Source organism: Bradyrhizobium sp. Ghvi (assembly GCF_900115265.1).
GTDB lineage: Bacteria > Pseudomonadota > Alphaproteobacteria > Rhizobiales > Xanthobacteraceae > Bradyrhizobium.
Map to the genome: position 1 here is coordinate 18,302 of NZ_FOVU01000014.1, position 26,621 is coordinate 44,922.

20 protein-coding genes are annotated in these 26,621 nt (G+C 59.0%); 14 read left to right on the forward strand and 6 right to left on the reverse strand.

The annotated features are described in order from the left end of the window. The first annotated feature begins 982 nt into the window (after positions 1-982). From BM374_RS32870 to BM374_RS32880, 3 genes are all read left to right on the forward strand, one after another. Positions 983-2,314 (forward strand): M16 family metallopeptidase, encoded by a 1,332-nt coding sequence (locus BM374_RS32870; RefSeq protein WP_502689478.1) that lies wholly within the window; start codon positions 983-985, stop codon positions 2,312-2,314. Beyond that, complete coding sequence (locus tag BM374_RS32875; protein WP_177248700.1) at positions 2,311-3,681, forward strand: M16 family metallopeptidase; 1,371 nt, start codon at positions 2,311-2,313, stop codon at positions 3,679-3,681. Before BM374_RS32870 ends, BM374_RS32875 begins: the two co-directional genes overlap by 4 nt. Positions 3,682-3,925: 244 nt before the next feature. Next, the gene (locus BM374_RS32880; RefSeq protein WP_092302433.1) at positions 3,926-4,198 is read left to right on the forward strand and encodes a hypothetical protein; all 273 of its coding nucleotides are present in this window, start codon (positions 3,926-3,928) and stop codon (positions 4,196-4,198) included. A gap of 676 nt (positions 4,199-4,874) precedes the next feature. On the opposite strand, the gene BM374_RS32890 is transcribed toward BM374_RS32880, so the two are convergent. Further along, on the reverse strand, positions 4,875-6,158 hold the full coding sequence (locus tag BM374_RS32890; protein ID WP_092302437.1) for a type II toxin-antitoxin system HipA family toxin: 1,284 nt from the start codon (positions 6,156-6,158) through the stop codon (positions 4,875-4,877). Next, positions 6,155-6,442 carry a helix-turn-helix domain-containing protein gene (locus tag BM374_RS32895; RefSeq protein ID WP_092302439.1) on the reverse strand — a complete coding sequence of 96 codons (288 nt, stop codon included), beginning with the start codon at positions 6,440-6,442 and terminating at the stop codon, positions 6,155-6,157. The genes BM374_RS32890 and BM374_RS32895 overlap by 4 nt, the downstream gene beginning before the upstream one ends. A gap of 1,549 nt (positions 6,443-7,991) precedes the next feature. Between BM374_RS32895 and BM374_RS32900 the strand changes: the two genes are divergently transcribed. The 11 genes from BM374_RS32900 (at position 7,992) to BM374_RS32950 (ending at position 20,920) form a co-directional block, all read left to right on the forward strand. Continuing rightward, complete coding sequence (locus BM374_RS32900) at positions 7,992-8,444, forward strand: (2Fe-2S)-binding protein (protein ID WP_092302552.1); 453 nt, start codon at positions 7,992-7,994, stop codon at positions 8,442-8,444. Between the two features lie 2 nt (positions 8,445-8,446). Beyond that, complete coding sequence (locus BM374_RS32905) at positions 8,447-10,765, forward strand: xanthine dehydrogenase family protein molybdopterin-binding subunit (RefSeq protein WP_092302441.1); 2,319 nt, start codon at positions 8,447-8,449, stop codon at positions 10,763-10,765. A gap of 155 nt (positions 10,766-10,920) precedes the next feature. Continuing rightward, entirely contained in the window at positions 10,921-12,639 is a 1,719-nt protein-coding gene (locus tag BM374_RS32910; protein ID WP_092302554.1) for a PQQ-dependent dehydrogenase, methanol/ethanol family, read from the forward strand. 67 nt (positions 12,640-12,706) lie between these two features. Next, positions 12,707-13,327 (forward strand): c-type cytochrome, encoded by a 621-nt coding sequence (locus BM374_RS32915; RefSeq protein WP_244552777.1) that lies wholly within the window; start codon positions 12,707-12,709, stop codon positions 13,325-13,327. Then, positions 13,324-13,974 (forward strand): glycoside hydrolase 64/thaumatin family protein, encoded by a 651-nt coding sequence (locus BM374_RS32920; protein WP_092302443.1) that lies wholly within the window; start codon positions 13,324-13,326, stop codon positions 13,972-13,974. The genes BM374_RS32915 and BM374_RS32920 overlap by 4 nt, the downstream gene beginning before the upstream one ends. Positions 13,975-14,771: 797 nt before the next feature. Next, positions 14,772-16,286 carry an amidase gene (locus BM374_RS32925; RefSeq protein ID WP_092302445.1) on the forward strand — a complete coding sequence of 505 codons (1,515 nt, stop codon included), beginning with the start codon at positions 14,772-14,774 and terminating at the stop codon, positions 16,284-16,286. Positions 16,287-16,321: 35 nt separating this feature from the next. After that, positions 16,322-17,179 (forward strand): branched-chain amino acid ABC transporter permease, encoded by an 858-nt coding sequence (locus tag BM374_RS32930; RefSeq protein ID WP_092302446.1) that lies wholly within the window; start codon positions 16,322-16,324, stop codon positions 17,177-17,179. A 7-nt stretch (positions 17,180-17,186) separates the two neighbouring features. Beyond that, a complete protein-coding gene (locus BM374_RS32935) occupies positions 17,187-18,404 on the forward strand; it encodes a substrate-binding protein (RefSeq protein ID WP_092302558.1) in 1,218 nt (405 codons plus the stop codon). A gap of 36 nt (positions 18,405-18,440) precedes the next feature. Then, entirely contained in the window at positions 18,441-19,502 is a 1,062-nt protein-coding gene (locus tag BM374_RS32940) for a branched-chain amino acid ABC transporter permease (protein ID WP_092302448.1), read from the forward strand. Beyond that, complete coding sequence (locus BM374_RS32945) at positions 19,489-20,223, forward strand: ABC transporter ATP-binding protein (RefSeq protein WP_092302450.1); 735 nt, start codon at positions 19,489-19,491, stop codon at positions 20,221-20,223. Before BM374_RS32940 ends, BM374_RS32945 begins: the two co-directional genes overlap by 14 nt. Continuing rightward, positions 20,216-20,920, forward strand: coding sequence for an ABC transporter ATP-binding protein (locus BM374_RS32950; protein ID WP_092302451.1), 705 nt, complete (start codon positions 20,216-20,218; stop codon positions 20,918-20,920). The genes BM374_RS32945 and BM374_RS32950 overlap by 8 nt, the downstream gene beginning before the upstream one ends. 630 nt (positions 20,921-21,550) lie before the next feature. On the opposite strand, the gene BM374_RS32960 is transcribed toward BM374_RS32950, so the two are convergent. The 4 genes from BM374_RS32960 to BM374_RS32975 all read right to left on the reverse strand — a co-directional run bounded on the left by BM374_RS32960 (position 21,551) and on the right by BM374_RS32975 (position 26,453). Then, on the reverse strand, positions 21,551-22,624 hold the full coding sequence (locus tag BM374_RS32960) for a LacI family DNA-binding transcriptional regulator (RefSeq protein ID WP_092302455.1): 1,074 nt from the start codon (positions 22,622-22,624) through the stop codon (positions 21,551-21,553). Positions 22,625-22,685: 61 nt separating this feature from the next. Beyond that, a complete protein-coding gene (locus tag BM374_RS32965; RefSeq protein ID WP_092302457.1) occupies positions 22,686-24,161 on the reverse strand; it encodes an aldehyde dehydrogenase family protein in 1,476 nt (491 codons plus the stop codon). 84 nt (positions 24,162-24,245) lie between these two features. Next, entirely contained in the window at positions 24,246-25,175 is a 930-nt protein-coding gene (locus tag BM374_RS32970; protein WP_092302560.1) for a dihydrodipicolinate synthase family protein, read from the reverse strand. A 225-nt stretch (positions 25,176-25,400) separates the two neighbouring features. Further along, positions 25,401-26,453 carry a LacI family DNA-binding transcriptional regulator gene (locus BM374_RS32975; protein WP_092302459.1) on the reverse strand — a complete coding sequence of 351 codons (1,053 nt, stop codon included), beginning with the start codon at positions 26,451-26,453 and terminating at the stop codon, positions 25,401-25,403. Positions 26,454-26,621 lie beyond the last annotated feature (168 nt).

Below are 26,621 nucleotides of genomic sequence, written 5' to 3' on the forward strand. Positions count from 1 at the left end.
TCACCTGCAGGCCCGCGATCTCTTCGAGCGGTTGACCGCCGGCATGATAAACTGTACGGCGCGAGCACTGGGAGGGATGAGCCGGTGTATTGGCATCCAGCCCACGATAGAGTTGCGCAAACTCTTCTTGGTTGAGCCGGTGCATGGCCTGGACCTTCGGCGTAGACAGACGTTCGGAGCCGGGTTGCAAGGAAGCTAGAGTCGCGGGGATCGGCTCCGATCGTCGTTGTCGAAATTCATGCCTCAAGTGTGGGCCACGAGGAACGCAACATCATTGGTGGTCGGCCATCGACCGGGTGTCGCATTCGCAGGATCGGCTGGATGAGCTCGACAATCTCAGACTGGATATCGCGCGCGAAATGGTCGCGCCGAGCCTTTTCAGCGATCTTGTTGAGGCCCTCCTGTGGCGCGTCCCGCCGAGTGAAGCTGATGCGGCACCTCCAGGAAGGGCAAAACCAATGGGCTCCACGGTTCGATGAGCGCGCTCGCGTTGACTTTTTCGGCGTCAAGGCTAGGCGCTTCACGCCAGCCACGAGAACGCGGGAAGGGAAGACTCCCTGGTAGCGCGAGCTGTTGCAAACCGCGCGCACTATGTCCGAGGTGCGACGATGTGTGAAGATGCCAACAGGCTGCTTTGGCCGACCCAGTTGTAATTCAAAGAGTTCCTCTTTGGCACGACTGATGCTTTGGGGTAGCCGGCGACGCGCCGGAGCCTTCCCCTTCGTAATCCAAAGCATGGAGCAGCAGAGAGATGACGTTGATCATAATCTCATTCCTTATCCAGAAGAAACTGCGGTGGAGCTTGCAGAAGCGTCCGCCGCTCCGGCGCGCGGCGAACCATACTGGAATCAATGTGGCATCCAAGCAGCCGCCCCATCGTGCTTTTGTTGCGAAAAGTCTAGCTCGAGTGCGGTCAAAGCTGCTGGCATCTTCATCTGCCTCGGTTGCTTGCCTTTTAGCGCTGGCCCTGACCTGCGCCTTTCTGACAGATGGTGTGTCAGCCGAGACTCCCTCCAACTCCGCGCCGTCCACCACGTTCACGCTTGGCAATGGCCTGCAGGTGGTCGTGATCCCGGACCATCGCACACCCGTGGTGACGCAGATGATTTGGTACAAGGTGGGCTCCGCAGACGAGGCGCCGGGCAAATCGGGGCTGGCCCATTTCCTCGAGCACCTGATGTTCAAGGGCACCGAAAAACACCCGGCCGGCGAATTCTCCGAGACGGTGCATCGCATCGGAGGCAACGAGAACGCCTCCACCTCGCTTGACTACACCAACTACTATCAGCGCGTGCCCCGCGAGCAATTGCCAACCGTGCTGGAGTTCGAGGCCGATCGCATGACCTCGCTCGTGCTCAGGGACGAGAATGTGCTGCCCGAGCGCGATGTGGTGCTCGAAGAACGCAACATGCGAGTTGCCAATAGTCCTGCCGCGCGGCTGAGGGAGCAAATTGAGCGGGCACTCTACCTCAATCACCCCTATGGACGGCCAGTGATTGGTTGGCGCCAAGAGATCGAAAAATTGAATCGCGAGGACGCGCTGGCTTTCTATCGCCGCTTCTATGCGCCGAACAACGCGATCCTGGTGATCGCCGGCGACGTCGAGGTTGCCGACGTGCGGCCGCTGGTCGAGCGCAATTTCGGTCCGATCCCGGCTCAGCCGGCTATCCCAGCGCAACGCATCCGTCCGCAGGAGCCGGAGCCGGCCGCTCCGCGCACGGTTACGCTTTCGGATCCGCGCGTCAAGCAGCCCAGCGTGCACCGCCATTATGTGGTGCCCTCGGCGATGACCGCTGCAGCCGGCGAGAGCGCCGCGCTCCACGTGCTCGCGCAACTGATGGGCGGGGATTGCAACTCTTATTTATACCGCGCCCTCGTCGTCGACAAACCGCTCGCGGTATCGGCTAGCGCCAGCTATCGGAGCATGTCGCTCGACTCGGGCGAGTTCTCGATCTCGGCTTCGCCCAAGCAGGGCGTCAGCTTCCCCGTCGTCGAGCAGGTGATTGATGACGTGATCGCAGACATCGTAAAGAACCCAATCCGCGCCGAGGATCTCGAGCGAGTCAAGGCCCAGCTCGTCGCACGCGCAATCTACGCCCAAGACGATCAGGCGGTGCTGGCGAGCGTGTATGGCAGCGCGTTGACGATAGGCCTGTCCATCGAGCACGTGCGCAGCTGGCCTGATCGCATCCGCGCCGTGACCGCCGAACAGGTGCGCGCAGCTGCGCAGAAGTGGCTCGAGAAGAACCGCTCGGTGACCGGCTATCTCATCAAGAACACCGCCATTGCCAAGCCCGAGGAGAAGCGTTCGTGACCTATCCCTTCCTGCCGGTGCGCCGCATCGCGCTCTCCCTCGCCACTGCCGTGACGCTCTCGTTGGCGTCCATTTCGCCGTCTTCGGCCGCGGCCAACATCCAACATCTGACATCGCCCGGCGGCGTCGAAGCCTGGTTCGTCCAGGACTCGTCCGTGCCGCTGATTGCGATGGAGTATTCCTTTGCCGGCGGCACGTCGCAGGATCCCAAGGGCAAACCGGGCGTCGCCAATCTCGTTGGTGCCCTCCTCGACGAAGGCTCCGGCGATCTCGATTCGAAGGCCTTCCACGAGCGTCTCGACCGCCGCGCCATCAAGCTCTCATTCAGTCCTAGCCATGACACGTTCCGCGGCAGCCTACGCACGCTCCGCGACAACAAGGACGAGGCTTTTGACTTGTTGCGGATGGCACTGACCTCCCCGCATTTCGACGCCGCGGATGTCGAGCGCATGCGTTCCCAGGTCATATCCCGCCTGCATCGCAACACCACCAATCCGACCGCGCTTGCCGTCCACAAGTTCTGGGAGATTGCCTTCGGCGATCATCCCTATGGGCGCCCGACCAGCGGCACGCTGGAGAGCGTGCCGAACATCACGGTTGCCGACATGAAGGATTACGTCGGCCGCGTGCTAGCCAAGGATACGTTGAAGGTGGCGGTCGTCGGCGACGTCGACCCGGTAACGCTCGGCGAACTGCTCGACAAGACCTTTGGCGGCCTGCCGGCCAAGGCGAACCTCACACCGGTCGCTGACGTCGAGCCGGTGGCGCCGCCGCAGCGCGCCTTCGTGCCGCTCGACGTACCGCAGACCGTAATCACCTTCGGCGGCCCGGGCGTAAAGCGCCGCGATCCGAACTTCATGTCTGCCCTTGTCGTCAATCATATCCTGGGCGGCGGATCGTCCTCGCGGCTCTATCGCGAGGTGCGCGAGAAGCGCGGGCTGGCTTATTCGGTGTTTGACCAGCTGGTGTGGATGGAGCACACGGCCCTCTTCGTCGGCAATACCGGCACGCAGGCGGACCGCGCCGAGGATACCATCGAAGTCGTCGAGAGGGAGGTGCGCCGCATAGCCGAAGAGGGACCGACGCAGAAGGAACTCGAAGAGGCCAAGTCGTATCTGAAGGGCTCGCAGATGCTCGCTCTCGACTCCTCCTCCAAGCTCGCCAAAACGCTGTTGCACTATCGGCTGGACAACCTGCCGATCGACTATATCGAGAAGCGCAACGCCAGCATTGATGCCGTGACCATTGACGACGCCAAGCAGGCCGCCAAACGGCTATGGGGGCAGGGCCTCCTGACCGTCGTCGTTGGCCGGGCGCCCCAGGCGGCCACGCAGCCCGCCGCAGTGACGGCGCCAAAGTTGGACTGAAGTGTTCTATTGCCAGTGGCGCTCGAAAAAAAGCTCGGCACTTCGCCGGCGCAAAAGCCCAAACAATGGGGTTTTTCTGCACAGAATCGATTGCAGTGGGCTGGACTGCAGTTGCTCACAATGCTCATTTTGAACCGGGGGGCCTCCGGCAGCACCGTCGGCGCTTCCTTCAAGGAGAAGTGGCTGAGCGTTGGACTGCCCTTTGTGGCAACAAGCGCCTCGGCCATGCGCGGGAGAGCGTCAAATGCGTGATTGGAAGAGCGAACTCGATGCGCTCGTTGCTGAAGCGATGGCGTTCGCCGGATCGCTGAAGGTGGAGCCCGCACCTCCCCGGCCTCCACTGAAGGAAGTCGACGACATTGATGGCCCAATCGTATCCGACTATAGCAGCAGCGAACGTGATCAAATCAGGAAGCGGGTCGAGAGATTCAAAGCACATCAAGAACGACTCATGCGCGAGCGCGAGGAATATGCCAATTCCCTGCTGCGCCGAATCAGGCCCATCGAGAAAGATTAGAAGAGCTCCTTGAACTTTTCGCGAGCGCCGATCGGCAGCCGCGGATTGCGGCAATGTTTGCATAGCTCGCGATGATGTCCGGCGGCCATAAAGCTTCCGCCGTTCTCATCTGCCGCCAGAAGCGCAGCGTGCTCCGTGTACACGATTGAATTGACCGCGATGTCGGGGATCGAAAATCCCAAGGAGCGTCCTATCTAATCGTCTGCGCTGCCGATGCGGCTAAAGTCGTCTTACCAGCTGTCGGTCACAGCCGCATCCGCGACGTGGTTGAGAGAAGTTTTGCGTCTGTTTTCCTGATCTCGCGCCGCCCCTCGCTCTCGGCTCAATGAGAGCTTTATCGCATGCCACTTTCATAATGCTTGCCGAAGCGAAGCCGAGCGAGAAGCTCTCAAAATGAAACATCAGAATTGGTACAGGCCGACGAGGTTTCTTCCGCGTGAGCAGGATTAGAGCTTCTTCCCGTGGATCTCGCGGCCGATCGACGCCGTCGTAAGCTGGCAAGTCTCGCATCTTCGAATCGCAATTCCGAAGGTAGAACTTAGGCACGAGATGGTGTTTCTTGTTGTGCGGCATTCAACCAGCTGACTTGAAGCGCGCGACCGATCGCGAAAGTGGCGTGCATGAAAGTCTCTCAAAAGCGATCTGATCTGGGCGGGTCCGCAACCATGGTCGAGAGTTAGACCTTTCCTAGGATACGTTGGCAATCCTTTGCTCTTGCGATCAACTGTTTGGCTAAGCGCCCGATAATGGCGTTGTCGAGCCCCTGTTGCTTTGCGCTAGCACACACGGTAGTCGTGTTGTCAGCGATCTGCGCGGCCATAGAGGCCAAGGCCGCAATCACTTTGTCGGGGTCCAATCGGGCTTCGCGGGCGAATCTCTGCCAGTCGCGCAAGCTGATCTCGTTCAGCTTGTATTCGCCACCGATCTTCATGGCGAGCTTGACCTTCTTTAGATCGACGCCGTCGTAAGGAAGAATGCTGGCGATATCGTAGAGTGGCGCAAGCCGCACCGTGGGGCCGCTGGCTAGAAGCAGTGAATAGTTTTTGCCGTGCGCGTCCGTACCGGCAATGAGCCAGTTAAAGGCGAGGGCCTCGACGAATGTATCAACGTCGGTGACGCGATCCGTGGAGTGGGTACGCAATAGTTCAATGATATCGCCGGGTGTCGGTCCGCCTTCACTTTGATATTTTTGTGTCGGCATCGTACCGCGCGCCTGGCAGATGTCTTCCTGATGGACTCGGACAATCCGGTTTCCGCTGAGTTGTCGGTCGTAGCGTTCGATGACGATGGCAATTTCCTTTTCGAACCGCATGACCTTGGTTTCGGCGACGGGCAGGCCAAGATTGCGTCCGAGCATGAGGCAGATATGCTCGTTCTCGGCATGGCCGTCGAAATGGCCGGTCGGCGGCTTCAGAATATGGGTTGTCGGAATGCGCCCGGACGGGATGCCCCATTGGTTCTTTTGCAGAAGCAATGCGGTTTTGGGTTGGGCGCCGGCAAGACTGAATTGCCCCGTATCGCGCGGCAACCGCCATGCAGCGTGGTCTTCACGGAGCGTTTGCAGGCGATTTGCGATGGCTGCTTCGTCGAGCCATTCGACCTTGTCGGCGGCGCCGCTTTGTAAGACGTCCAAGCGCTCGGGGGTGACGAACTGAACGGCGCCAGCGCAATCTTCGCCAACATGGGAGATGAGCGCAAATACGTTTCGGGCTGAGACCTGAAATTTCTTGGCCCACCGATCGAGAACGCGCTCGTTATCCGGCAGAAGCCCCCAGAGAAAAGCCTGAACGGCAGAGGGGCCATGCTCTTCAGCCGCAAGCGGCAAGGAAAGCGATAGCGGATAAGCTTCCTGCGCGTTACGCCAATCGCCGTTATAGACAAAAGTCAATCGGGCGCGCGCGGCGTTATGCACCCGGCCAACTTCCTTGCCATCGAGCAGAGCAATGAGCTCCTTTGTCATGTCTTGCTCTTTTTGGCTTTGGCGACGATGGCATTGATATCGACCGCAGGCTTTTCTGAGGTGCGGCTCTTGGTCGGCTCGCTGCTCGCGTCCAGGCGAATATCCAGGGCATCAAGGGCGCGGAGTACAAGAGCGAGTTCGGCGCGCGCGTGTCCCTGCTCGACCTCGATCACCCACTGACGACTGACGCCAATGCGTTTGGCAAAACTCGATTGGTCGAGTTTCAGCCGCTTGCGTCTGTCGCGAATGACGGCGCCGAGATCGGTGGCGGTGCGGATTAACATGGCGAGCCTAGATGTCAGCGTTCGCTTACAGTTACCATATGTCGCTGAGCGACGACAATTGGAAATGTAAACGATCGGCGACATCTGGTGATGTCGTTGATCGTTGATATAGGAGCCGCAGTATCGGCAAATAAATACATAGTATCAATGGTTTATGGCAAGATCTGGCGGGTCCGCTACCAACCATATTCCCAAGGTGAGACACGGTCCAATTCGGCCTCCTGCGCCCGAAATCTCTGTCTCAGTTTGAATTTTCGACGCTTCGCGCTTCTTGTCGGGGCCGCGAACAGCCGTGACCGGGTTGGCGGCATCAATCAGCGCAACCACGCCAACCTTATCCACAGTCCAGAGGCTATTGCGGGGGTCACGCCATCAGATCTTGTGGACGAGGCAAAAGTTGTAGAACTGACCCTAAGCATATTACAGGTCGCTCCTGCGTCGAAGGTCTGTGTGAATTTGGGAATTACAGGGCCTAAACGGCGAAAGAGGCCCCCTTTCGGGAGCCTCTTTCAAAGATGTTTAGACTCAGGTAGCGGCCCAAAGGCAAATGTCGCGACGCGGCATCACTCCCGGAGTGGTCAGGGTTATCGCTGACTCACATGAACCTGTCAAGTTCCTTAAACAAATAGTCGGTAGCAGGCTAAATGCCAGGAATGCCGTTTATCACCATCGCTCACTTTCCGGGATGTCAGACGTCGTGACGGCGGCGGAGGAGATTTTGGACAAACTCAATTTCTGTCTGAAATTCGTTCACGGGAAGATTTTGGAGTGCGAACCAAAAAGCCTTTCGTTTTTGGTCGATCCAGAAAAGCGTCACCGCGCTTGGACGCAGTGATTTCAAACTGAGACACTACCCGATGCTCGTTGCCCGTACGAAGACATTTGGCCTTGGCCGGTTCGGGATGATTCCAGCCTCGGATCAAAGGTGCCCTCGGCTTGGCCGACGGCGACGACAAAGCACACGCCATTGCGAATGAGAAATCGGGTAGTCAACCGTTCTGCGTTCGGCGGGGACGCTAAATGTCCGTACGATTGGGGCCGCGACAACGATTTCTCGCAATTGCATCGGTGTGTCGTTCGAACCTCGTGAGAGCACGGACTTGCAATTTGGCGGCCCGCAATCATCCGCCAGGTTCATGAGTGCCGCCATGAGCAGACCGCCGGGGCAGGTCAGGTGCGACTTCGTGCTCCAGCGAAATGTGTCTGATCGTCAACGCTCCAAATGCTTGTCTGCGCCGTTTGATGGATTTTGATCAACACGGTCCGGGATTGCGGGCATCGGCCTCAGTATCACTGATCTCACTATTTTGATCTTCGGAAGAACTGAGGACGAAACGGGAGGATGACGACAGGCACGGAATTGCGTGCGGGGCTGATCAATTTGGCCGATGAGCCAGGCTCCTTGTTGATCTTGATTCTGTCGACGGCTGCGAGACTGCCTGTCTTGGAGCTCGGGCGGTATTGCGCCTGCCCGGGCGTATCGTTCCCCCCAATCGTCTGTTGCTTAGCTTGTGAACCGGAAGCTGGTGAGCTGGAGGAGATCTCCGATATGAGTATTGAGCTTACGATAAACAACAAGCCTCACATTGTCGATGTTGCGCCCGACACTCCGCTGCTATGGGTCCTCCGCGATGTGATCGGACTGACGGGCACGAAATATGGGTGCGGAATTGCCCAGTGCGGCGCCTGCACGGTGCATGTCGGCAACGATGCGGTGCGTTCGTGCATTACGGCCGTAGGTGACGTTGCCAAACCAATCACAACAATCGAAGGGTTGGATGCAAACGGCAACCATCCCGTTCAGCGCGCATGGCGCGAGGAGGGCGTCCCCCAATGCGGGTATTGCCAGGCAGGGCAAATCATGCAGGCAGCGGCGCTCCTGGCTGAGACCAAGAATCCCTCTGATCAGCAAATCAGCGATGCGATGTCGGGAAATATTTGCCGCTGCGGCTGCTACCAACGAATTCAGTCTGCGGTGCGCAAAGCCTCAAGGGGGGTCTAACCATGAACATGCTTGCGCCGAGAACCTCATCCAGTCCTTGCGTGAGGCTTGAGAACGTCAGCCGCCGTCAATTCCTTCGCTCGACGGCCGCGGTCGCCACATTTGTTTTAGCTGCCGAGATCTATAGCCAGAAGAGCTTCGCATACGAGACCGGCGGAGCTCAGATGCCGCATGGTATCGTCAACGATCCACACGTCTTCGTATCGATCGACCCCTCTGGTATCGTTTCGATGACCGCCCACCGCGCCGAGATGGGCACAGGGATTCGAACGTCACTTCCGATGGTGGTGGCGGACGAGTTGGAAGCGGATTGGTCGAAGGTTCGCATCGTCCAGGCGCTGGCAGATGAGCCGCGCTATGGAAATCAAAATACCGACGGCTCGCGCAGCATGCGCCACTTTTTCCAGCCGATGAGACAAGTCGGAGCGGCTATGCGCCAGATGCTGGAACAGGCGGCGGCGATCCAGTGGGGCGTCCCGTTAGTAGAGGTGCAAGCGACAAATCACTTGGTGATACATCGACCCACAGGACGCAAGCTCGGTTACGGTGAACTTGCCAAAGCTGCGATGGAGTTGCCGACACCGCCGGTAGAGAGCTTGAGATTCAAGCCCGACAATGCGTTTCGGTATATCGGCCACGGCAACATCCCCCTTTATGACCTGTTCGACATCACTGTCGGAAAAGCGCAGTACGGATACGATATCCGGTTGCCCGGGATGAAATACGCGGTGATCGCTCGTCCTCCCGTTGTTGGCGGGAGGATAAGATCATTCGACGCAACGGATACCCTCAGAGTTCCGGGCGTCGAAAAGGTATTGGAGCTCAAGGTCGACTGGGCGCCGCCGGCCGCATACTCACCTCTTGGAGGAATTGCGGTGGTGGCCACCAACACGTGGGCGGCCATAAAGGGTCGAGAAGCCCTCAAGCTTGAGTGGGAAGACGGCGAAAACGGCGGTTATGAGTCCGCCGGGTATCGACGACAGATGGCCGAACGCGCCAATAAGCCGGGTCGCATCGAGCGCAATCAGGGAGATTTCGACAAGGCGTTCGCCGCCGCCTCGAAAGTGCTATCCGCCGAGTATTACGTGCCGCACCTTGCTCAAGCAGCGATGGAGCCGCTGGTCGCCACCGCAACCATTCGCAATGGCCAATGTGAGGTTTGGGCTCCCTTGCAGGATCCGTTCGGCGCACGCGAAGCATTCGCGAAACTGCTTGAGCTGCCGATCGAGAAGGTGAAAGTGAACGTCACTCTGCTTGGCGGCGGCTTTGGCAGGAAGTGTCAATCAGACTTCGCCCAGGAAGCCGTACTGCTCTCCAAGGCACTCGATGGCGCACCTGTCAAGCTCGCCTGGACGCGGGAGGACGATTTCCATCATGGATTCTACCATACGGTCACATATTCGCGCTTGGACGCAGGCCTTGACCCATCGGGCAAGGTGATCGCATGGCGACATCGTTCGGTCGCGCCGACTTTGTTTGCGAATTTCAAGCCCGATCCAAAGCGCGAGCAATCAATTGAACTTGGTCTCGGGCTTGCAGATATCGCATTGGACGTCCCTAACGTGCGGGTTGAGACCGGCGAAGCGGCGGCTTTGACGCGAATTGGCTGGTTTCGGTCGGTTAACAACATACCTCATGCGTTTGCCGTCCAATCCTTCATCGCAGAGCTGGCGCACGCCTTGGGGCGCGATCCCAAAGACTTCCTGCTCGAGATCATCGGCCCACCACGAAAACTTGAGCTTGAAAAACTCGCGCTGACGGATCCGCTTTGGAATTACGGCGATCCGTATTCAACCTACCCAATCGATACCGGGCGTCTCGCCAATGTGGTGAGCTTGGCGGCTTTGCACGCGGACTGGGGAAGACCTCTCTCCAAGGGGAGCGGGCTTGGAATTGCAGCACACCGGAGCTTCCTCTCATATGTGGCGACCGTCGTCGAGATTAGCGTGGACAGCCGGGGAAAGCTGACCATCCCGCGTGTAGAAACCGCAATCGACTGCGGTTTTGCGGTCAATCCCGAGCGGATCCGGTCCCAGCTAGAGGGGGCGGCCGTCATGGGTCTCAGCAATTTCATTGGCGAAATTTCGTTTGTGAACGGCCGCGCCGAGCAGGGTAATTTCGATAACTATCCGGTGGCCCGCATGGACAATGCACCGATAAATGTGCGTGTTCACATTGTTCCGAATGGCTCTGACGTTCCTGCGGGCGGTGTCGGAGAACCAGGCGTGCCGCCCTTTCTGCCGGCGCTCTGCAACGCGATCTTCGCCGCCACAGGCAAACGTATTCGTTCGCTGCCAGCGAGCGATCAGATCCGCCTCTAAGACGACCAGCGACAGACTCGATCGCCTTGAGCCGCGATTGAGCTCGAACAAAATCGACAAACAATCAGCCCGAGAGGAGCAAAGGGATGTTCAAGGCGGATGGGACAAGAGTTGGAGCTTGGGAGACCCTCAGTAGGGTCTTGGGGTTTGGCCTAATGGCAGGCCTGCTCGCAAGTACGGCGGCTGCTTCCGATGAGACGACGGACAAGCGGCTTCTCAACGCAACGCAGGAAACCAGTAACTGGCTGCATCATCACCATGACTACACGGCGCAGCGGTATTCGCCGCTCAACCAGATCAATCGCAACACCGTCAAGGGGCTACACGTGGCCTGGACGATGGCTCTTGGCGGTATCGAGGGTGGCGGTATTTGGAGCCATGGCGGTCTTGAGGGCACTCCGATTGTCGAGAACGGATTCATGTATGTGACCGATGGGTGGGGATCTGTCTACAAAATCGATCTCCACGGCGGCAACGGAAGCCTGGTCTGGAAAATGGATCCAAAGACCGATCACGACTGGGCCGGCGCCATTGCTTGTTGCGGGGTCAACAATCGAGGCGCCGCGCTTTGGGGCAATTTTGTCGTCTCTCATACGCTCGACGGGCGATTGGTTGCGACCAGCAAGGAGGATGGCAAAGTCGCTTGGGAGCGCAAGGTCGCCGATCCCGACAAAGGTGAAGTGATCACGGGCGCGCCGTTGATCGTCAACAACATGGCTATTACGGGCGTGGCGGGTGCCGAGTACGGTATCCGTGGCTGGATCGCTGCCACTGACTTGAAGTCCCAAAAGGAAGTTTGGCGAACCTATACGATTCCGGGCAAGGGCGAGCCAGGCAACGAGACCTGGAAGGATAATCACGATGCCTGGAAGACTGGCGGGGGATCGACCTGGGTGACCGGGTCGTACGATCCCGATGTTCACCTAATCTACTGGGGCGTCGGAAATCCTGGGCCGGATTTTGATACCGAATACCGTCAGGGCGATAACCTCTATACCAACAGTACCCTTGCGCTGGACCCGGACACCGGGAAGGTCAAATGGCACTTTCAGCACACACCGAATGATCCGTTCGACTATGATAGCGTTGCGGAACGTGTGCTGGTTGACATTCCGTTGAAGGGAAAGACGCGCAAGGTCGTACTTGAAGCCGATCGCAACGGCTTTGGTTACGCGCTCGACCGTACTGACGGCTCTTTCCTTTGGGCAAGCCCGTTCGTGAAGAAGGTGAGCTGGACCAGGGGTATCAACCCAGAGACCGGAAAACCGATTGAGTACGATCCTACTAAGGCGGTGCAAACCTATGATCCCCAGGCGACGCTGAACCGGAAGAACACGCACGTCACCATCTGCCCCGGACATAACGGTGGCAAGAACTGGCCGCCTACCGCGTATAATCCAGACTTGAGGACCTGGTACATCCCGGTCATCGAGAGCTGTGACGAGTTGGACAACAAGGAAACAAGCCCTGGCGATTGGAAGCCTCGTGAATTCTTCACAGGAGGCGGTCCAGTCGTGAAGACGCCGATAACCGGAAGTGTCACCGCCATTGACGCGACCACAGGCCAGGTCACAGGCAAGTACGAGACCAAGTATCCAATGCTCGGCGGGTTACTTGCAACGCCCGACTTGGTGTTCGCTGGCCATCCGTCCGGAGAGCTCTACGCCCTGGATGCGAAGACTCTGAACAAGGTCTGGGAATTCAATACGGGCGGCGGCCTCAACGCTCCCCCCATGACGTTCGCGGTCGACGGAAACCAATATATTGCGATCCTCGTCGGGCTGGGCGGCGCCTGGGACAAGTGGAACCTGGATTCCACAAAAGGCCTGGAGAAGGTCCCACCGGGCTCCATGCTGTACGTTTTCAAGCTGTGATCCGCAACGCGGCGAAGTGGGACGCAAATATGCTCGTCCCACTTCGTAAGAAGGCTAAGAGGCAAGGATGGAATTGAAAGTCGTACGCCCGAACATGGGGGCAAACTGCGCACTTCGCCTTAGCGTGATCGGCTTGATCGTGGTGGGTGGCTTGGCTTTTCTCGCCACAGGAGACTCTGCTTGGAGCGAAGGCGGCACGCCTGTACCGGGGCAGGTTATCAACGGCGCGCACCGCACGCAGGATGAAGGGCAGCGCATCTATGAAAAGGCAAATTGCGTAGGCTGCCATAAATGGCATGGCGATGGGGGCGGCGGCTACGGAGGCGCAGCGCTCTCCTTGCGAGCTACGCAGCTCACGCGCGATCAAATCGTTGAGGTTGTCCATTGCGGACGGCCGGGAACTGGAATGCCGCATTTTGATCGCGAGGCGTACAAGGACTACCGGTGCTATTCGGGCCTCACGGCTCAGGATCTGAGCAGGGACCTGCCTCCGGATGCTGCTACATTTCTCCGGGCGAGCGAGATCGAAAAGGTAGCTGATTATGTTCTGAATCATATCAAAGGTAAGGGACCGGCAAGCTATCAAGACTGCACTGACTTCTTTGGAGAGGGCTCAAGGGCTTGTGATGTCTACAAGAACATCTCAGGTCGTCACTCCCAAGCAATTGGCACGGAAGATCAGCAATGACGCCTCGACTGTTGATGTGGGCGTTGCCGCTGTCCCTTCTCTTGGCCGTTGGCTCCAATGCCGATGTAGGCCAAGCTGCCGACTTGCGCGACCTCAGTCTTGGGATGTCGATCGCTAACATTCCAGCGCAGGAATATGTCGGCCTTGCTTGTGCCGACAAGAAAGGAGCCGAGCTGGCGGCGTGGGGCGAATTTCGAACATGTCCTCCTGATGAAATGGGCTTGCGGGCTATTTCCTTTCGTTTCAACATCGAAACTAATCCGCTCGCGGCTGTGAACGACAAATATCAGGGCACGAAGCTCGGCGGCCATCCCGTTCTGCTGACGGGGCTCGTCGAGGGAAGCGGAGTGTTAAAGCGCATTCGGATCGACACGGATCCGAACGCACGCCCGTTCTGGCATAAAAAAGCACATCTGTTGGCACTCATAATCAGAGCTCGATATGGCGACGACGGTTGGACTTGCCGAGACGCCGAGCGCGACGAGGGAGAAACGTCGGTGGGCGGGTTGCTTATCAAGGAACGTTGCGAGAAGCGCTCAGAGCACCGTCAGTTGATTCTGTATCGGGAGGTTTATCGTCGTGCCGGTCAGCCTCTGTCGGATTTTGTCAATGCCACCCATTTCATCATCGAAGAAGCGATGGACTGATGAACGAGCGGTGCGAGCGACTAGCTCACGACATCCTTCATTCTGCGCTGTCTCTGCCCACCAAGACTGCTAGCGTGGAATGGTGAGTGGCGCCGCTCACTGTCCCAGCCTGCTATGATGAGCCAATAGGCGCGCGCCTTCTGTGCCGGCTGTGGAGCTTGTCGTGGCCGAGCGCAATGAACCCGCTGGCAGACCGGCCTCGTCTGCTTCCTCCCTCAACTTAAGCCGCTGTTGGACAGGTCCAGCAGCGGCCTTTTTCTTTTGCGCCAGTGCCGGGGGGCGACGATCGGACTTCAGCTGACGAAAGCTCGAGCTGATCGATAGGAGCCGCCACACGCGGATCGAGAGGTTCTGAGCGGGAGTGGTGAGAAACTGGACAAGGACGCTGCTCACGTTCACATCGATAATCCGAGGCGACGAAGCACCGTATTGAGCGAGCGCGGCGCTTGGGTTTCCTGCGCCTCCTCGATGCAGATGTCCATCAAGCCGAGCCGCAGACGCTTTGCAGTCCTGAGCGTAAGCGCGTGTCAGATCCAGAAGATCTTGGCGGAATAAACCTTCTACGCTGCCGCGATTTCCTCTGTTCCGGCGCCCACACTGTCGGGCGCCTCAAATGCCTGCCTGCAGTGGTTGATGGATTTTGATCAACACCGAACGGGATTGTGAGCTCTGGCTTCGGCTTACTGCTTCGACCTGATCTTCCGCAAGTAAGGACCGTTGCGGCCGAAAGTAGTAGGCGGTTTTCACCGCGACGGCCGCACTTACAAGCGCTCGGATAAAATCTTTAGGAGAGCCTCGTGTCAGTTGCCCTTCCAACCTCAATCCAGCTTCGCAGCGTCGCCGAACAATGCGGCCTCTCACTGACTGACGAAGATGCCGCCTCGTTTCGCAGCCTGATGAAGAGCTCGATCGGCGCCTATAACCTCATCGCGGCTATGCCCGACGAATTGCCGCTGGTCAAATACCCCCGCACGCCAGGCTATCGGCCATCGGCGGAGGAGAACCCGCGCAATGCCTGGTACCGCAAGACCAAAATTCAGGGCGCGACAAGTGGAAAGCTGAAGGGCAAGACGGTGGCGCTGAAGGACAATATCTTGCTGGCCGGCGTGCCGATGATGAACGGCTCGGCGACGCTCGAAGGCTATGTCCCCGAATTCGACGCCACCATCGTCACACGCATGCTCGACGCCGGTGCCGAGATCGTCGGCAAGACTCATTGCGAATCGTTCTGCCTCTCTGGCGGTAGCCACACCAATGCGACCGGCGCGGTGCACAACCCACACCGGATGGGCTATTCGGCTGGCGGTTCGTCCTCTGGAAGCGGAGTTGTGGTCGCGCTCGGCGAGGTCGACATGGCGATTGGCGGCGACCAGGGCGGTTCGATCCGCATGCCATCCTCGTTCTGCGGTACCTACGGTATGAAGCCGACCTGGGGTCTCGTTCCCTATACGGGAATCATGCCTATCGAGATTTTTATCGATCACACCGGACCGATGACGGCAACCGTGGCCGACAACGCGCTGCTGCTTGAGGTGATCGCCGGTGACGATGGCTACGATTCGCGCATCAAGGCACCTAAGTTTGATGAATACACGAAGGCCCTAGGAGCGGGGATCAAAGGGATGAAGATTGGTATCCTCAAGGAAGGCTTCGAGCAGCCGGGCGCGGAGGCTACGGTCAATGAATGCGTGCGCGAGGCGGCCAAGCGCTTTGCGGATCTCGGTGCGAGCGTCGAGACGGTCTCGATCCCGATGCACCTTTTGGGGGCGGCGATCTGGACCCCGATCGGCACGGAGGGGTTAACCCAAACTCTCATGTTCGGCGACGGCTATGGCATCAGCCGAGGCGATCTATACCCGACCTCGCTGATGGATTTCCACCGCGGCTGGCGGCGGCAGGCGGATTCGCTGTCGAAGACGAATAAGTTATTCCTGCTGCTCGGCGCTTACATCAACAACACCTTTGGTTCCCGGTTTTACGGCAAGGCCCTCAATATCTCCCGCCGGCTGGCTGCCGCCTACGACAGGGCCTTGGGGACGTACGACCTCCTGCTCATGCCGACGACGCCGATGAAGGCGACGCCGCTACCGCCGGCCGATGCCAGCACCGAGGACTACTTCACCCGTGCGACGGAGATGTTCACCAATACCGCTCCGTTCGACATTACGCATCATCCAGCGATGTCCTTGCCCTGCGGCATGGTTGACGGGCTGCCCGTTGGCCTGATGCTCGTCGGCCGCCATTTCGAGGAAACCACCATCTACCGAGCCGCCCATGCCTTTGAGCAGATCGGCGACTGGAAGAAGATGTGAAACAGAGGTGATCGTGGCTGGATGGATCGCAGCTTATGGCTAACGCGTTCGTCGCTTTGTTCGAAATCCTGAGCTTCGGCGCGATCATCGTCCTGATCGTGCTAGGCCTGGGAATCATCGCCAGCATGATGGGAATTTTCAATTTCGCCCAAGGCGAGTTCGTGCTGCTCGGTGCCTACATCACTTACCTCGGCCATAGCCGGGGCCTTCCGGTCTGGATCGGTATGGCGGTCGCCCCGTTTCTGGTGGGGCTGGTCGGTTTTGTGCTCGAAGGGCTCCTTATCCGTCGTTTCTATGCGGCGCCGATCGTGGCGATGCTCGGCACGTACGCGCTTGGCTTGATCATCCGCGAAACGGTGCGCGGCCTGACCGGCGGCCTCTATCTGACGGTGCCGGAGCCGATCGGCGGCTCGATCGATCTCGGTACCTTCCATATATCGGCTTGGCGCTTCACCATCGTTGTCATTACGATCCTTGTCATGGGCGCCTGCCATGTCCTTCTATCGCGCACGAGCTTTGGCCTGCGCGTGCGGGCGACGCTGGAAAATCCGGCGCTGGCGCGGGCCTCAGGCATTTCGACGCCGTTGATCTATGGCGCCACCTTTGCCTTCGGCGCGGCGTTAGCGGGCCTCGCGGGGGCACTGATCGTGCCGGTGTTCACCCTCTTCGCCGATCTCGGCATTCGCTTCCTGATCCAAGGCTTTGTCGCCGTCATGGTCGGCGGCGTGGGCTCCTTCATAGGGCCGGTGATGGGTGCCGGTGTTATTGGCGCACTGAGCGCGGCGCTGCCCTGGGCGATCACGCCTGTCCTCGCCGATGTCTTCGTCTTCGTGCTCGCCATCGCGTTCATCAAAATCCGGCCGCAAGGCCTCATCGCGGGAAAGAGAGTATAGCCATATGATTGCTGATCGCGCTCAACTCACACGCCGTCGTTTTCTTTCGAAATTTGCATTCGCGGCCGGTGCAATGACCACGGGTGCTGGGAGCTGGGTCATCCGTCCCGATTGGGCCAATGCGGCGGAAGGCCCGATCAAGGTCGGTATCGCCACTGATCTGACCGGACCGATCGCCTATGCCGGGAACGCTGACGCCAATGTCGCCAAAATGATAATCAAGGAGATCAACAATGCTGGCGGCCTTCTGGGCCGTCCGCTGGAGCTCTATATCGAAGACACCGCCTCCAATGAATCGGTTGCGGTCGGCAACGTCCGCAAGCTGATCCAACGCGACAAGGTCGACATGGTGTTAGGGGGCATCACAAGCTCGATGCGCAATGCCATCAAGGACCCGATCACGGCGCGCGGCAAGACGCTGTACATTTATCCGCAGCTCTATGAAGGAAAGGAATGCACCCCTTACGTCTTCTGCACCGGCCCCACCCCAGCGCAGCAGTGCGACGAATTCATCCCGTGGTTGATCAAGAATGGCAGCAAGAGGTTCGCCCTACCAGGTGCCAACTATGTCTGGCCGCGGACCCTGAATGCCCACGCCCGTACATTGATCGAATCCCATGGTGGTGAGGTTGTGTTTGAGGAGTATTACCCACTGGACCAGCTGGAGTTCTCTTCAACTGTCAATCGCATCATTTCCAACAAAGTTGACATGGTCTTCAACGCCGTCATTCCGCCTGGCCTTGGTCCATTCGTCAAGCAGCTCAACGAAGCGGGCTACCTCAAGAACGGCGGTCGGCTGTCTGCCGTGACGTACGATGAAAACATGCTCAACATTCATCAAGCAAATGAAATCGAGGGGCTTACAAGTTGCCTCGACTATTTCAGCGCGGTTGCCAAAGATGATCCGGTGTCTGCCAAAATCCAGGCGGCCTATGATAAGGACTTTCCGGGCCCCTTCTTGTTTGCCGCGGGAAGTGCTGCGACCGGCACCTATCGCGGACTGAAATTATGGGAAGCGGCCGTCAAAGAAGCCGGCAAGACCGATCGGGAATCGGTTGCCGCGGCCCTCGACCACGCCAAAATCGCCGAAGGTCCGGGCGGGCCGGCCGAGATGGTGCCGGGAAAACGGCACTGCAAGATGAACATGTACACGGCAGTGGCGAAGGGTGGCAAATTCGAAATCGTCAGGCGCAGCAACCAACTCGTCGATCCCAAAGAGTGCTGAGGAAAATGCGAAAGGCCATGAGCGCTGGGAGAGAGCATGAACGCTAACATCGGCGGTGAAGCCGACGCCATGATGGCTGCAGGCGAACCCGCGGAAAGAGCCGGCCTTCCGAGAAAGATCCTGCCCATCATCGAAGGGCTGCTGCTCATCGCGGCATCAGTCGTGCCGTTGGTGCTTGCGGACTACCTCACGGTGTTCGCAACGCGAGTGGTGATCCTGGCGCTCTTTGCGCTCTCGTTTGATCTGGTCTGGGGCTATGCCGGGATCATGAGCTTTGGCCAGGCTCTGTTCTTTGGCTCGGCCGGGTACGGCGTGGCGCTCCTGGCACGCGACCTCGACATCACCTCGATTCTTGTGGTGCTGCCGATCGGTACGCTGATCGGCCTTGCCTTAGCCATTCTGCTCGGCGGATTCCTGCTGCTCGGCCGCCAACCGTCGAGCGTGATCTTTGTCGCGCTCGGTACCTTGACGGGCGCGTACGCAGCCGACCGCCTCGGGCGCGGCTGGTACTATCTTGGCGGCCAAAACGGTATTGCCTCAATCTCGCCGATGACGTTCGGCTCCTACGAATTCGCGGAGGGCCCCGTCTATTACTATCTTGCGCTCGGCCTCCTCGTCATTGTCTATCTCTTCTGCCGGTTCCTTGTGCGCTCGCAGTTCGGCCTGGCCCTCGCGGGCCTGCGTGAGAACGAGCAGCGCATTGCTTTCTTCGGCTATAAGGCACAGCACCTGAAAGCAATCGTGTTCACGGTTGGCGGCGCCATCGCTGGGCTCGCCGGCAGCCTCTATGCCTTTCACGAGGTGTTCGTCTGGCCCGATATGGTGGGTGTGGTGGTCTCGACGCAGGTCGTACTGTATGTATTGTTCGGCGGCTCTGGCACGCTGGCCGGCGCGGTGGTCGGCACCGCAATTGTCGAGGGTCTCAGCTTTTGGTTGTCGGACAATTATCGCAACATCTGGCCGATCATTCTCGGGGTCCTGCTGCTACTCGTCATTCTGTTCCGGCCGCTCGGGCTGATCAGCTTCGTGCTCGGTGAGCGCGAGCGTGTCGGCAGGTTCGGTCTGACCAGCAAGGAGAAGCGCAATGCCGCTTCTTGAAGCCTCCGGCATCTCCAAAATCTTCGGCAAGCTCACCGCGCTAGACGGTGCCGCGCTTGTCGTGCGCGAGAGGGAGTTTCATGGTCTGATCGGGCCGAACGGCTCAGGTAAGAGCACGCTGATGAAGTGCATTGCTGGGGCCGAGGCGCCAAGCCGGGGAGAGGTCAGGTTCATCAACACGGACATCACGTCATTTACGCCGACCGAGCGCGCCCGCGCCGGCATGAGCCTCAAGTTCCAGATCACATCCGTGCTGCCGACCCTCACGCTCTACGACAATATCCTCCTCGCGTCCCAAGCGCGGTCGTCGCTGTTCGATCTCGTGTTCTCGCGGACTCGCGGCGTGCTGCACGACCAGGTCATGACATTGCTAACTCAGTTCCGCCTTGCCGACCGGGCGCATGACGCAGCCGCAACGCTGGCGCATGGCCAACAGCAATGGCTGGAGATCGCAATGGCGCTCGCCGGCAAGCCGCGCCTTCTGCTGCTGGACGAGCCAACCGGCGGCATGAGTCCTGAGGAGCGCCGCGTCACGGGCGAATTGCTCCAGCCGATTAAGCAGCATTGCTCGCTCGTCATCGTCGAACACGATTTGGATTTTATTCGCGACATCTGCGACCGGCTCACTGTGCTCGACCAGGGGCGTGTGCTGGCGTCCGGCACGGTTGCGGAAATTCAGGCCAACAAGGACGTCCAGGAGATCTATTTGCGCCGTGCCTGACAAAGAATTTCTCGACATACGGCATCTCGATGCCGGTTATGGCCGCAGCCAGGTGCTGTTCGATGTCACACTGGGCATTCCCTGGCGCGGCGGCGTGGCCGTGCTCGGCCGCAATGGCGCCGGCAAGACTACGCTGATGAAAACGATCATCGGTGAGCTGCCGACCTCGAACGGCGAGGTGTTCTTTGACGGCCGTGATATCAGCCGCCGCCGGACCGAAGAGCGGGTGCGCGCAGGCATCGGTTATGTGCCGCAGGAGCATTCGGTCTTTGCGCGGCTGTCGGTACGCGACAATCTCGCGGTCGGCTCTCTGTTCAACAGGGCTGCAGGCGCGGCAGTCGATCGCGTGCTGACGATGTTTCCGAAGCTTGGCCAGCGCCTCGATCAACCCGCCGGCACACTCTCGGGCGGCGAGCGCAAGATGCTCGCGATAGGTCGCGCAATGCTGGGCGATCCGAAACTTCTGCTGCTGGACGAGCCGACCGAGGGAGTCTGGATCGGCGTCATCGAGGAGATCGCTGAACGCCTGACTGATCTCGCCAGGGAAATTGCGGTCATCATCGTTGAGCAACATCTCGATCTCGCAATGCGTGTGGCAGACCGCGCTTACGTGCTCGATCGCGGTCGCATTGCATTGGAGGGCCCGTCCGGCGAGGTCCGCGCCAATCCGGAGCTTCTACGATACCTTGCGCCTTAGCTTGTGGCATCAAACCGAGACGGAAGCGTTTGACGGCTCCGGCAGACCGCCGCCTTCAGCACCTCAAGCCTGTCCAAAAAAGAAAATAATGCGGGGCCCTTGATTGTGACGTGAGACACGAACCGCTCAAAGAATAGGGGCTCTGACGTGTTCGGGGATCCGGTGGTCGCTACCGCGATCCTCGAGTAGACCTTGCACCACAGCCATTTGCTGACTATCCGCGGCGACAGCTTGCGGCTCCGCGCTATGCTAAAGAGCGTCCTCGTCAAGCTGATCGCCGCTGATGACCCTCCGGTCGGCTCCGCATTCCTCCGTCCCGCCAGCGGCGGAGCCAACGTTCAACCGACTTCATGAAGGCGAGGGTGAGGCAGTTCTGGATCAGGCAAAAGGGGCAGTTCCGGATGGCGTTTGACCACAGAAAGATTGAGTAAGACCGGCGAGCGGCGAAAGACAGCGATCAACACGCGCGGCGCCTGAGGGCGGTGACGCGCTTGAGTTTGTCGTGCCTGATCACAACGAACCCGCCGACAGTCGGGGCCCGCGCGCTCCCTGGACTTGAGCCGCGTTGGACAGCTCCAGCAGCGACTTTTTTTCAGCCTCCAGGACCACGCTGGGCGCGACGTCAGGCGGCTATTCGCCTGGCTGTATCGATAGCATCCCGTCGCGAAGACGGCTCTCGTTGTAACCGTCAGATGCGGCTAGAGATTCTGCGGTGATGGTGAGAAACTGGACGGGAGCGCCGCTCACGTCGACGTCGATGAGGCCGAGACGGCGCAACACTGTATCGAGTGAGCGTCGCGCCTGGGTTTCCTGCGCCCCGTCGATACAGATGTCCATCAATCCGGACCGGAGACATTTTGCAGTGCTGTGTGTGCGGGCGTGTCCGATCCAGAAGACCTTGGCTGGATGGGCCTTCAAAGCTGCGGCAATTCCCTCGATTCCGGCGCCCACACTGTACACTCCGATAACGGAGCCATCGTCACGCAGGGCTTCCGTCAGCCTCTCTGCCGAGAATAAATTGTCGTCACGTCCGAAAATGACCCGGTAGAAGCCGTGATCGCCACTCATGTGCTGCGACAGATAGTCGGAGAAGCCCCGTATGCGCTCCCTATGTGCCCGGTAGGCTCCGCTGTGACAGATGGCGAGCAAAGTCCCGCTACTTCCTCGCAGCATACGCGACATGTAATAGGCGGCGGTCCGTCCCGCCGCGTAGTTGTCGATCCCGATGTAGGGCACATCCGTGCCGGCGCTTCCGGTAAGCATCTGTACGACTTCCACCCCGGAGGCGCGGGCTTGGCGGATGCTCTCTGTAATGTCAGGATGGTCTGGAGCCAGAACAATGAGACCGGCTCGGCGAAGAGGGGGCTTTGCAATATGTCGGGCGACGCCAGGAATGTCGTCCTCACGCACGATTGTCCGGTGCACTAAAATAGTTGGGTCCAATGAGGCCGAGATCCGCTGGAAAGCAGCGTTGAGGTCGGCATAAAAAAAGTCGGCTTCGGGCTGCACCAGAAGCACCTCAATCCGAATGATGCCGCGGTGAGGCGTCAACCGCCGGTCGCCATATTTCAGCTTCTTGGCTGCCTTGATGACCCTTTCTGCAAGTTCGGTCCTCACGCCGCCGCGATCGTTAAGAACCCGCTCGACGGTTGCGGTGCCGACATTCGCCTCGCGCGCAATATCTCTGATGGTCGGACCACTCAAATGCCTGCCTCCGGCTTGAATGCTGATCGACACGGAACGGGTATTTGCGGCTTCGGCGCGCCTACTCTCTCGACTTCGCCTTATGGACGTAAGGACCGTTGCCGTCGAAAGTATAGGCCGTCTTCACCGCGGTATAAAACTCCTGCGCATAGCGGCCCTGCTCGCGCGGACCATAGCTTGAGCCTTTACGGCCGCCAAATGGCACGTGGTAGTCCACGCCGGCCGTTGGCAGATTCACCATCACCATCCCGGCCTCTGCATTGCGCTTGAAGTGGCTCGCGAATTTCAGGCTGGTGGTGCAGATGCCCGACGACAGGCCGAACGGCGTGTCGTTGGCGAGCTCTAGCGCCTCGTCGTAGTCCTTCGCCCGGATAACAGTGGCCACTGGCCCAAAAATCTCCTCGCGCGCCACACGCATCTCATTGTTCACTTCCGTGAGCAGTGCGGGCGCGAGATAGAATCCAGGCGCCTCACGTTTCAGCAGCTCGCCCCCGGCAACAAGCTTTGCACCTTCCGCCTGGCCAATGCTGATATACTTCAGGTCCTGTTCGAGTTGCGTCTGGTCGACCACCGGGCCGACATGCGTGCCAGCTTTCAAGGCGTCGTCAACGACGAGCCCCTGCATTCGAACCCGCATGGCGGATATGAATCGGTCGTGGATGCCGTCTGTCACGATCAGGCGGGACGCTGCCGTGCAGCGCTGGCCGGTGGAGAAGAAGGCGCTGTTCACCGCGCATTCCACCGCCAGCGTCAGATCGGCATCATCAAGGACCACCATAGGGTTCTTGCCGCCCATCTCGAGCTGAAGCTTCTTCATCGGTTCAGAAGTGATGCAGGCCTGGGCAATCTTGCGCCCCGTCGGCACTGAGCCCGTAAAGGAGATGGCAGAAACATTCGAGCTGTTCAGCATCGCCTCGCCAACCACCGGGCCCTGGCCCATGACCAGGTTGAATACACCTGCCGGTACTCCGGCGCGGACGATGATCTCGGCGAGCGCATGAGCCGAGCCAGGCACGAGCTCGGCAGGCTTGAACACAACGGTGTTGCCGTAGGCCAGCGCTGGTGCGATCTTCCAGGCGGGAATTGCGATCGGAAAATTCCAGGGAGTGATGAGCCCGATGACGCCGACCGGCTCGCGGGTGATCTCCACATCCACGGACGGCCGCACTGATGGCAGCTTTTCGCCCGCCATCCGCAGGCACTCGCCAGCGAAGAATTGGAAGATTTGTCCAGCACGCGCGACCTCGCCAATACCCTCTGGCAAGGTCTTGCCCTCCTCACGGGAGAGCAGGCGGCCGAGATCGTCCTTGCGAGCGTGGATCTCGTCGCCAATCGCCTTGAGAATGTCATGTCGCGTCTGGATGGTGGAGCGCGACCAGGCCGGAAACGCTTCATGAGCGGCGGCAATCGCACGCTCAGCCTCAGCAGCTGAGGCACGGGCATACTCGCCCACAACGTCGTTAGTATTGGAAGGATTGATATTTGGGGAGGCCTCCGCGGCCCGAAGCCACTCGCCGGCAATATAGTTGCTTGTCATTTGACGCTCTGAGCTCGATTGAGTTTTGTAGGCTGCATAGACTCTCCAGCTTGCACGTTAGCTCGCCGCTTCAGGCAGAACTGTTCAGCGTCCCCAATGGAGGGCCAATGGGTCGAGCCCGCGCGCAAGCTCAATCAGCCCCGCTTTGGTTCTGGGGTGAATTTGCTCCAGGGGATGCCGCACCGCGTCACATCTGATGACGTTGCCTTCTCTCATGACGCTCTTGGCAGCGCGCAGTCCACATTGACGGTTCTCGTAGTTGATGAGTGGCAGAACTTCTGCATAAGCCGCGGCCGCTTCCGTGCTCCGACCCGCCATGTGGTGATCGAAAACCGGGCGCAACAAATCCGGACATAGCGCGCTTGACATCGTTCCGGTCGCGCCGGCTTCGAGATCTGCCATCATGGTAATGGCTTCTTCCCCGTCAAACGGACCTGCTATGGCGGCCTTCCCCGTCTCGATCAGATTGCGTAGCTTCGCTGCAGCAAACGGGACTTCGATCTTGAAATAGCTGACGAGCGGGACCTCTTGTGCCAGCCGTACGAGAAAGGGGACCGAGAGCGGTACGCCACTGAGCGGCGCATCCTGGACCATAATCGGGATTCTTGCCGCATCAGCCACACGAGCGAAATGCTCGATCATGTGAGCTTCATTCGCCTGGAGACCCGACCCATGGTAAGGCGGCATCAGCATGAGAAGAGTTGCGCCTCGTTCGGCCGCATAACGTGCCCGTTCCACCGCGATACGAGTGCTGAAATGGCTGCATGTCACCATGACCGGCTTGCGGCCATCAACATGAGAGAGGCAGAGCTCAACCAGTAACCTGCGTTCGTCGTCTGACAAAAGAAACTGCTCGGAATAGTTGGCCAGGATGCAGATTCCGTCGACCTGCTGATCGATCATGCAATCCAAAACACGTCGTTGCCCCTCAAAGTCGATATCTCCAGATTCGGTGAATGGCGTTGGCGCGACGGGAAACAGGCCACTATAGAGGGGAGTCTTTTGAACTTGCATGAGCCAAGATCTCTTTTGGGACGCTATGAAAAGCATAGCGGACAAGCAGCTGGGGGCTGTCCGTGCAGGGGGTGCGAAGGCGCTACGGCTTGAATGTGAGAACTCTCGTTCGGTTGGAGGTCCTCCTGCTGGTGGTCCGGGATCTGAGAATCGGCATGAGGTGGGCGCGAACATTGGTCAGGAAGAAGGAGAGCAGCCAGGCACCACACGCGGAGGCGGCTACTGTCATCGTCGATCTCTCGCGGGCGCTGTCGATTCCCGAACGATCAACCGCGTTTCGAGCTCCACCCTGGAGTGTATATCCAGCGAATTCTGATCGGCCAGAAAGTAGTTGGCGGCCTCTTCGCCCATCAGACGAGCGGGGACATCAACCGTGGTCAGGCCGGGAGTGAGATATTCGGCGATATCGAGATTATCGAAACCGATCATCGATATGTCTTGGGGGACGCTTAATCCGGCATCCTTACAACCACGCAATGCTCCAACAGCAAGAACATCGCTCCCGCAGAATATCGCCGTCACATTTTTATTTTGGTTGAGAATGATTTTAGCTGCGGCTCGGCCGCGGCTGAACTCGTAAGGTGATTCCACAACAACAATGCTGGAGCGCTCTATTCCACGACGTTCAGCCGTGGCGAGGAAACCCTCAAGGCGACCAGATGCGCGATCGTTATCGCGCGTTACGCCGGCAATGACTGCAAGATTCTTGTGGCCGAGGTCTGCGAGGTAGTTTGCGGCCAAAGCCCCGCCGCTGCGATTGTCAAAACCCATGCTGGGGATCGAAACGTCGTCCGAGAGGGCGTAGGTGACAGCAAATCGGACCTTGTGTTCACGCAGGAGTTTAAGGGTTTCCTTTCGATGGCAGGAGCCCACGAGAATAACGCCATCGACGCCTTTTTCGATGAGATTGCGGACGACGCGAATTTCCCGGTCCAGGTCGTAACCTGTTGCGGAGTAGACCAGCGACGCACCGGCCGGCGCTAGCCGGCTCTCCAGACCTTCAAGCATTCGAGTAAAGATCGCAGCGTCTAACGTCGGAACGATCAAGCCAATCAGTCGGGAGCGCGAGGATCGCAGTGCGCGTGCTGATCCGTTGGGAACGTAGCCGAGTTCATCCACAAGCCGAAGAATGCGTTCTCTCAAATCGATTGCGACGGTTTCTGGTCGATTCAGCACACGCGAAACGGTGGCGATGGAACATCCCGCGCGTTTCGCTATCTCGACCACGGTCGGTGTTTGCCGGCCTTGGTCAATGCGGGCCATTTTTTCTAACGCCATGAGCCTACTTCCATTTTGCCTGTCGCCCGGCAAACCGCGCGCGAGACGCCTTCGATGAAATCGTTATCATGATACATGGAACTGTTTGGTCGATCAATCCCGCCGAAATGCCCACAAATCGCGCATATTGGCGCCGATTTCGGCCGTTGATAATCTTTTCTCTTGCGT

What these genes read in the sequence shown, in the direction of transcription:
- BM374_RS32880 (WP_092302433.1), top strand. Translation starts at nt 3,926, where the DNA reads ATGCGTGATTGGAAGAGCGAACTCGATGCGCTCGTTGCTGAAGCGATG.
- BM374_RS32890 (WP_092302437.1), bottom strand. Translation starts at nt 6,158, where the DNA reads ATGACAAAGGAGCTCATTGCTCTGCTCGATGGCAAGGAAGTTGGCCGG.
- BM374_RS32895 (WP_092302439.1), bottom strand. Translation starts at nt 6,442, where the DNA reads ATGTTAATCCGCACCGCCACCGATCTCGGCGCCGTCATTCGCGACAGA.
- BM374_RS32900 (WP_092302552.1), top strand. Translation starts at nt 7,992, where the DNA reads ATGAGTATTGAGCTTACGATAAACAACAAGCCTCACATTGTCGATGTT.
- BM374_RS32905 (WP_092302441.1), top strand. Translation starts at nt 8,447, where the DNA reads ATGAACATGCTTGCGCCGAGAACCTCATCCAGTCCTTGCGTGAGGCTT.
- BM374_RS32910 (WP_092302554.1), top strand. Translation starts at nt 10,921, where the DNA reads ATGGCAGGCCTGCTCGCAAGTACGGCGGCTGCTTCCGATGAGACGACG.
- BM374_RS32915 (WP_244552777.1), top strand. Translation starts at nt 12,707, where the DNA reads ATGGAATTGAAAGTCGTACGCCCGAACATGGGGGCAAACTGCGCACTT.
- BM374_RS32920 (WP_092302443.1), top strand. Translation starts at nt 13,324, where the DNA reads ATGACGCCTCGACTGTTGATGTGGGCGTTGCCGCTGTCCCTTCTCTTG.
- BM374_RS32930 (WP_092302446.1), top strand. Translation starts at nt 16,322, where the DNA reads ATGGCTAACGCGTTCGTCGCTTTGTTCGAAATCCTGAGCTTCGGCGCG.
- BM374_RS32940 (WP_092302448.1), top strand. Translation starts at nt 18,441, where the DNA reads ATGAACGCTAACATCGGCGGTGAAGCCGACGCCATGATGGCTGCAGGC.
- BM374_RS32945 (WP_092302450.1), top strand. Translation starts at nt 19,489, where the DNA reads ATGCCGCTTCTTGAAGCCTCCGGCATCTCCAAAATCTTCGGCAAGCTC.
- BM374_RS32965 (WP_092302457.1), bottom strand. Translation starts at nt 24,161, where the DNA reads ATGACAAGCAACTATATTGCCGGCGAGTGGCTTCGGGCCGCGGAGGCC.
- BM374_RS32970 (WP_092302560.1), bottom strand. Translation starts at nt 25,175, where the DNA reads ATGCAAGTTCAAAAGACTCCCCTCTATAGTGGCCTGTTTCCCGTCGCG.
- BM374_RS32975 (WP_092302459.1), bottom strand. Translation starts at nt 26,453, where the DNA reads ATGGCGTTAGAAAAAATGGCCCGCATTGACCAAGGCCGGCAAACACCG.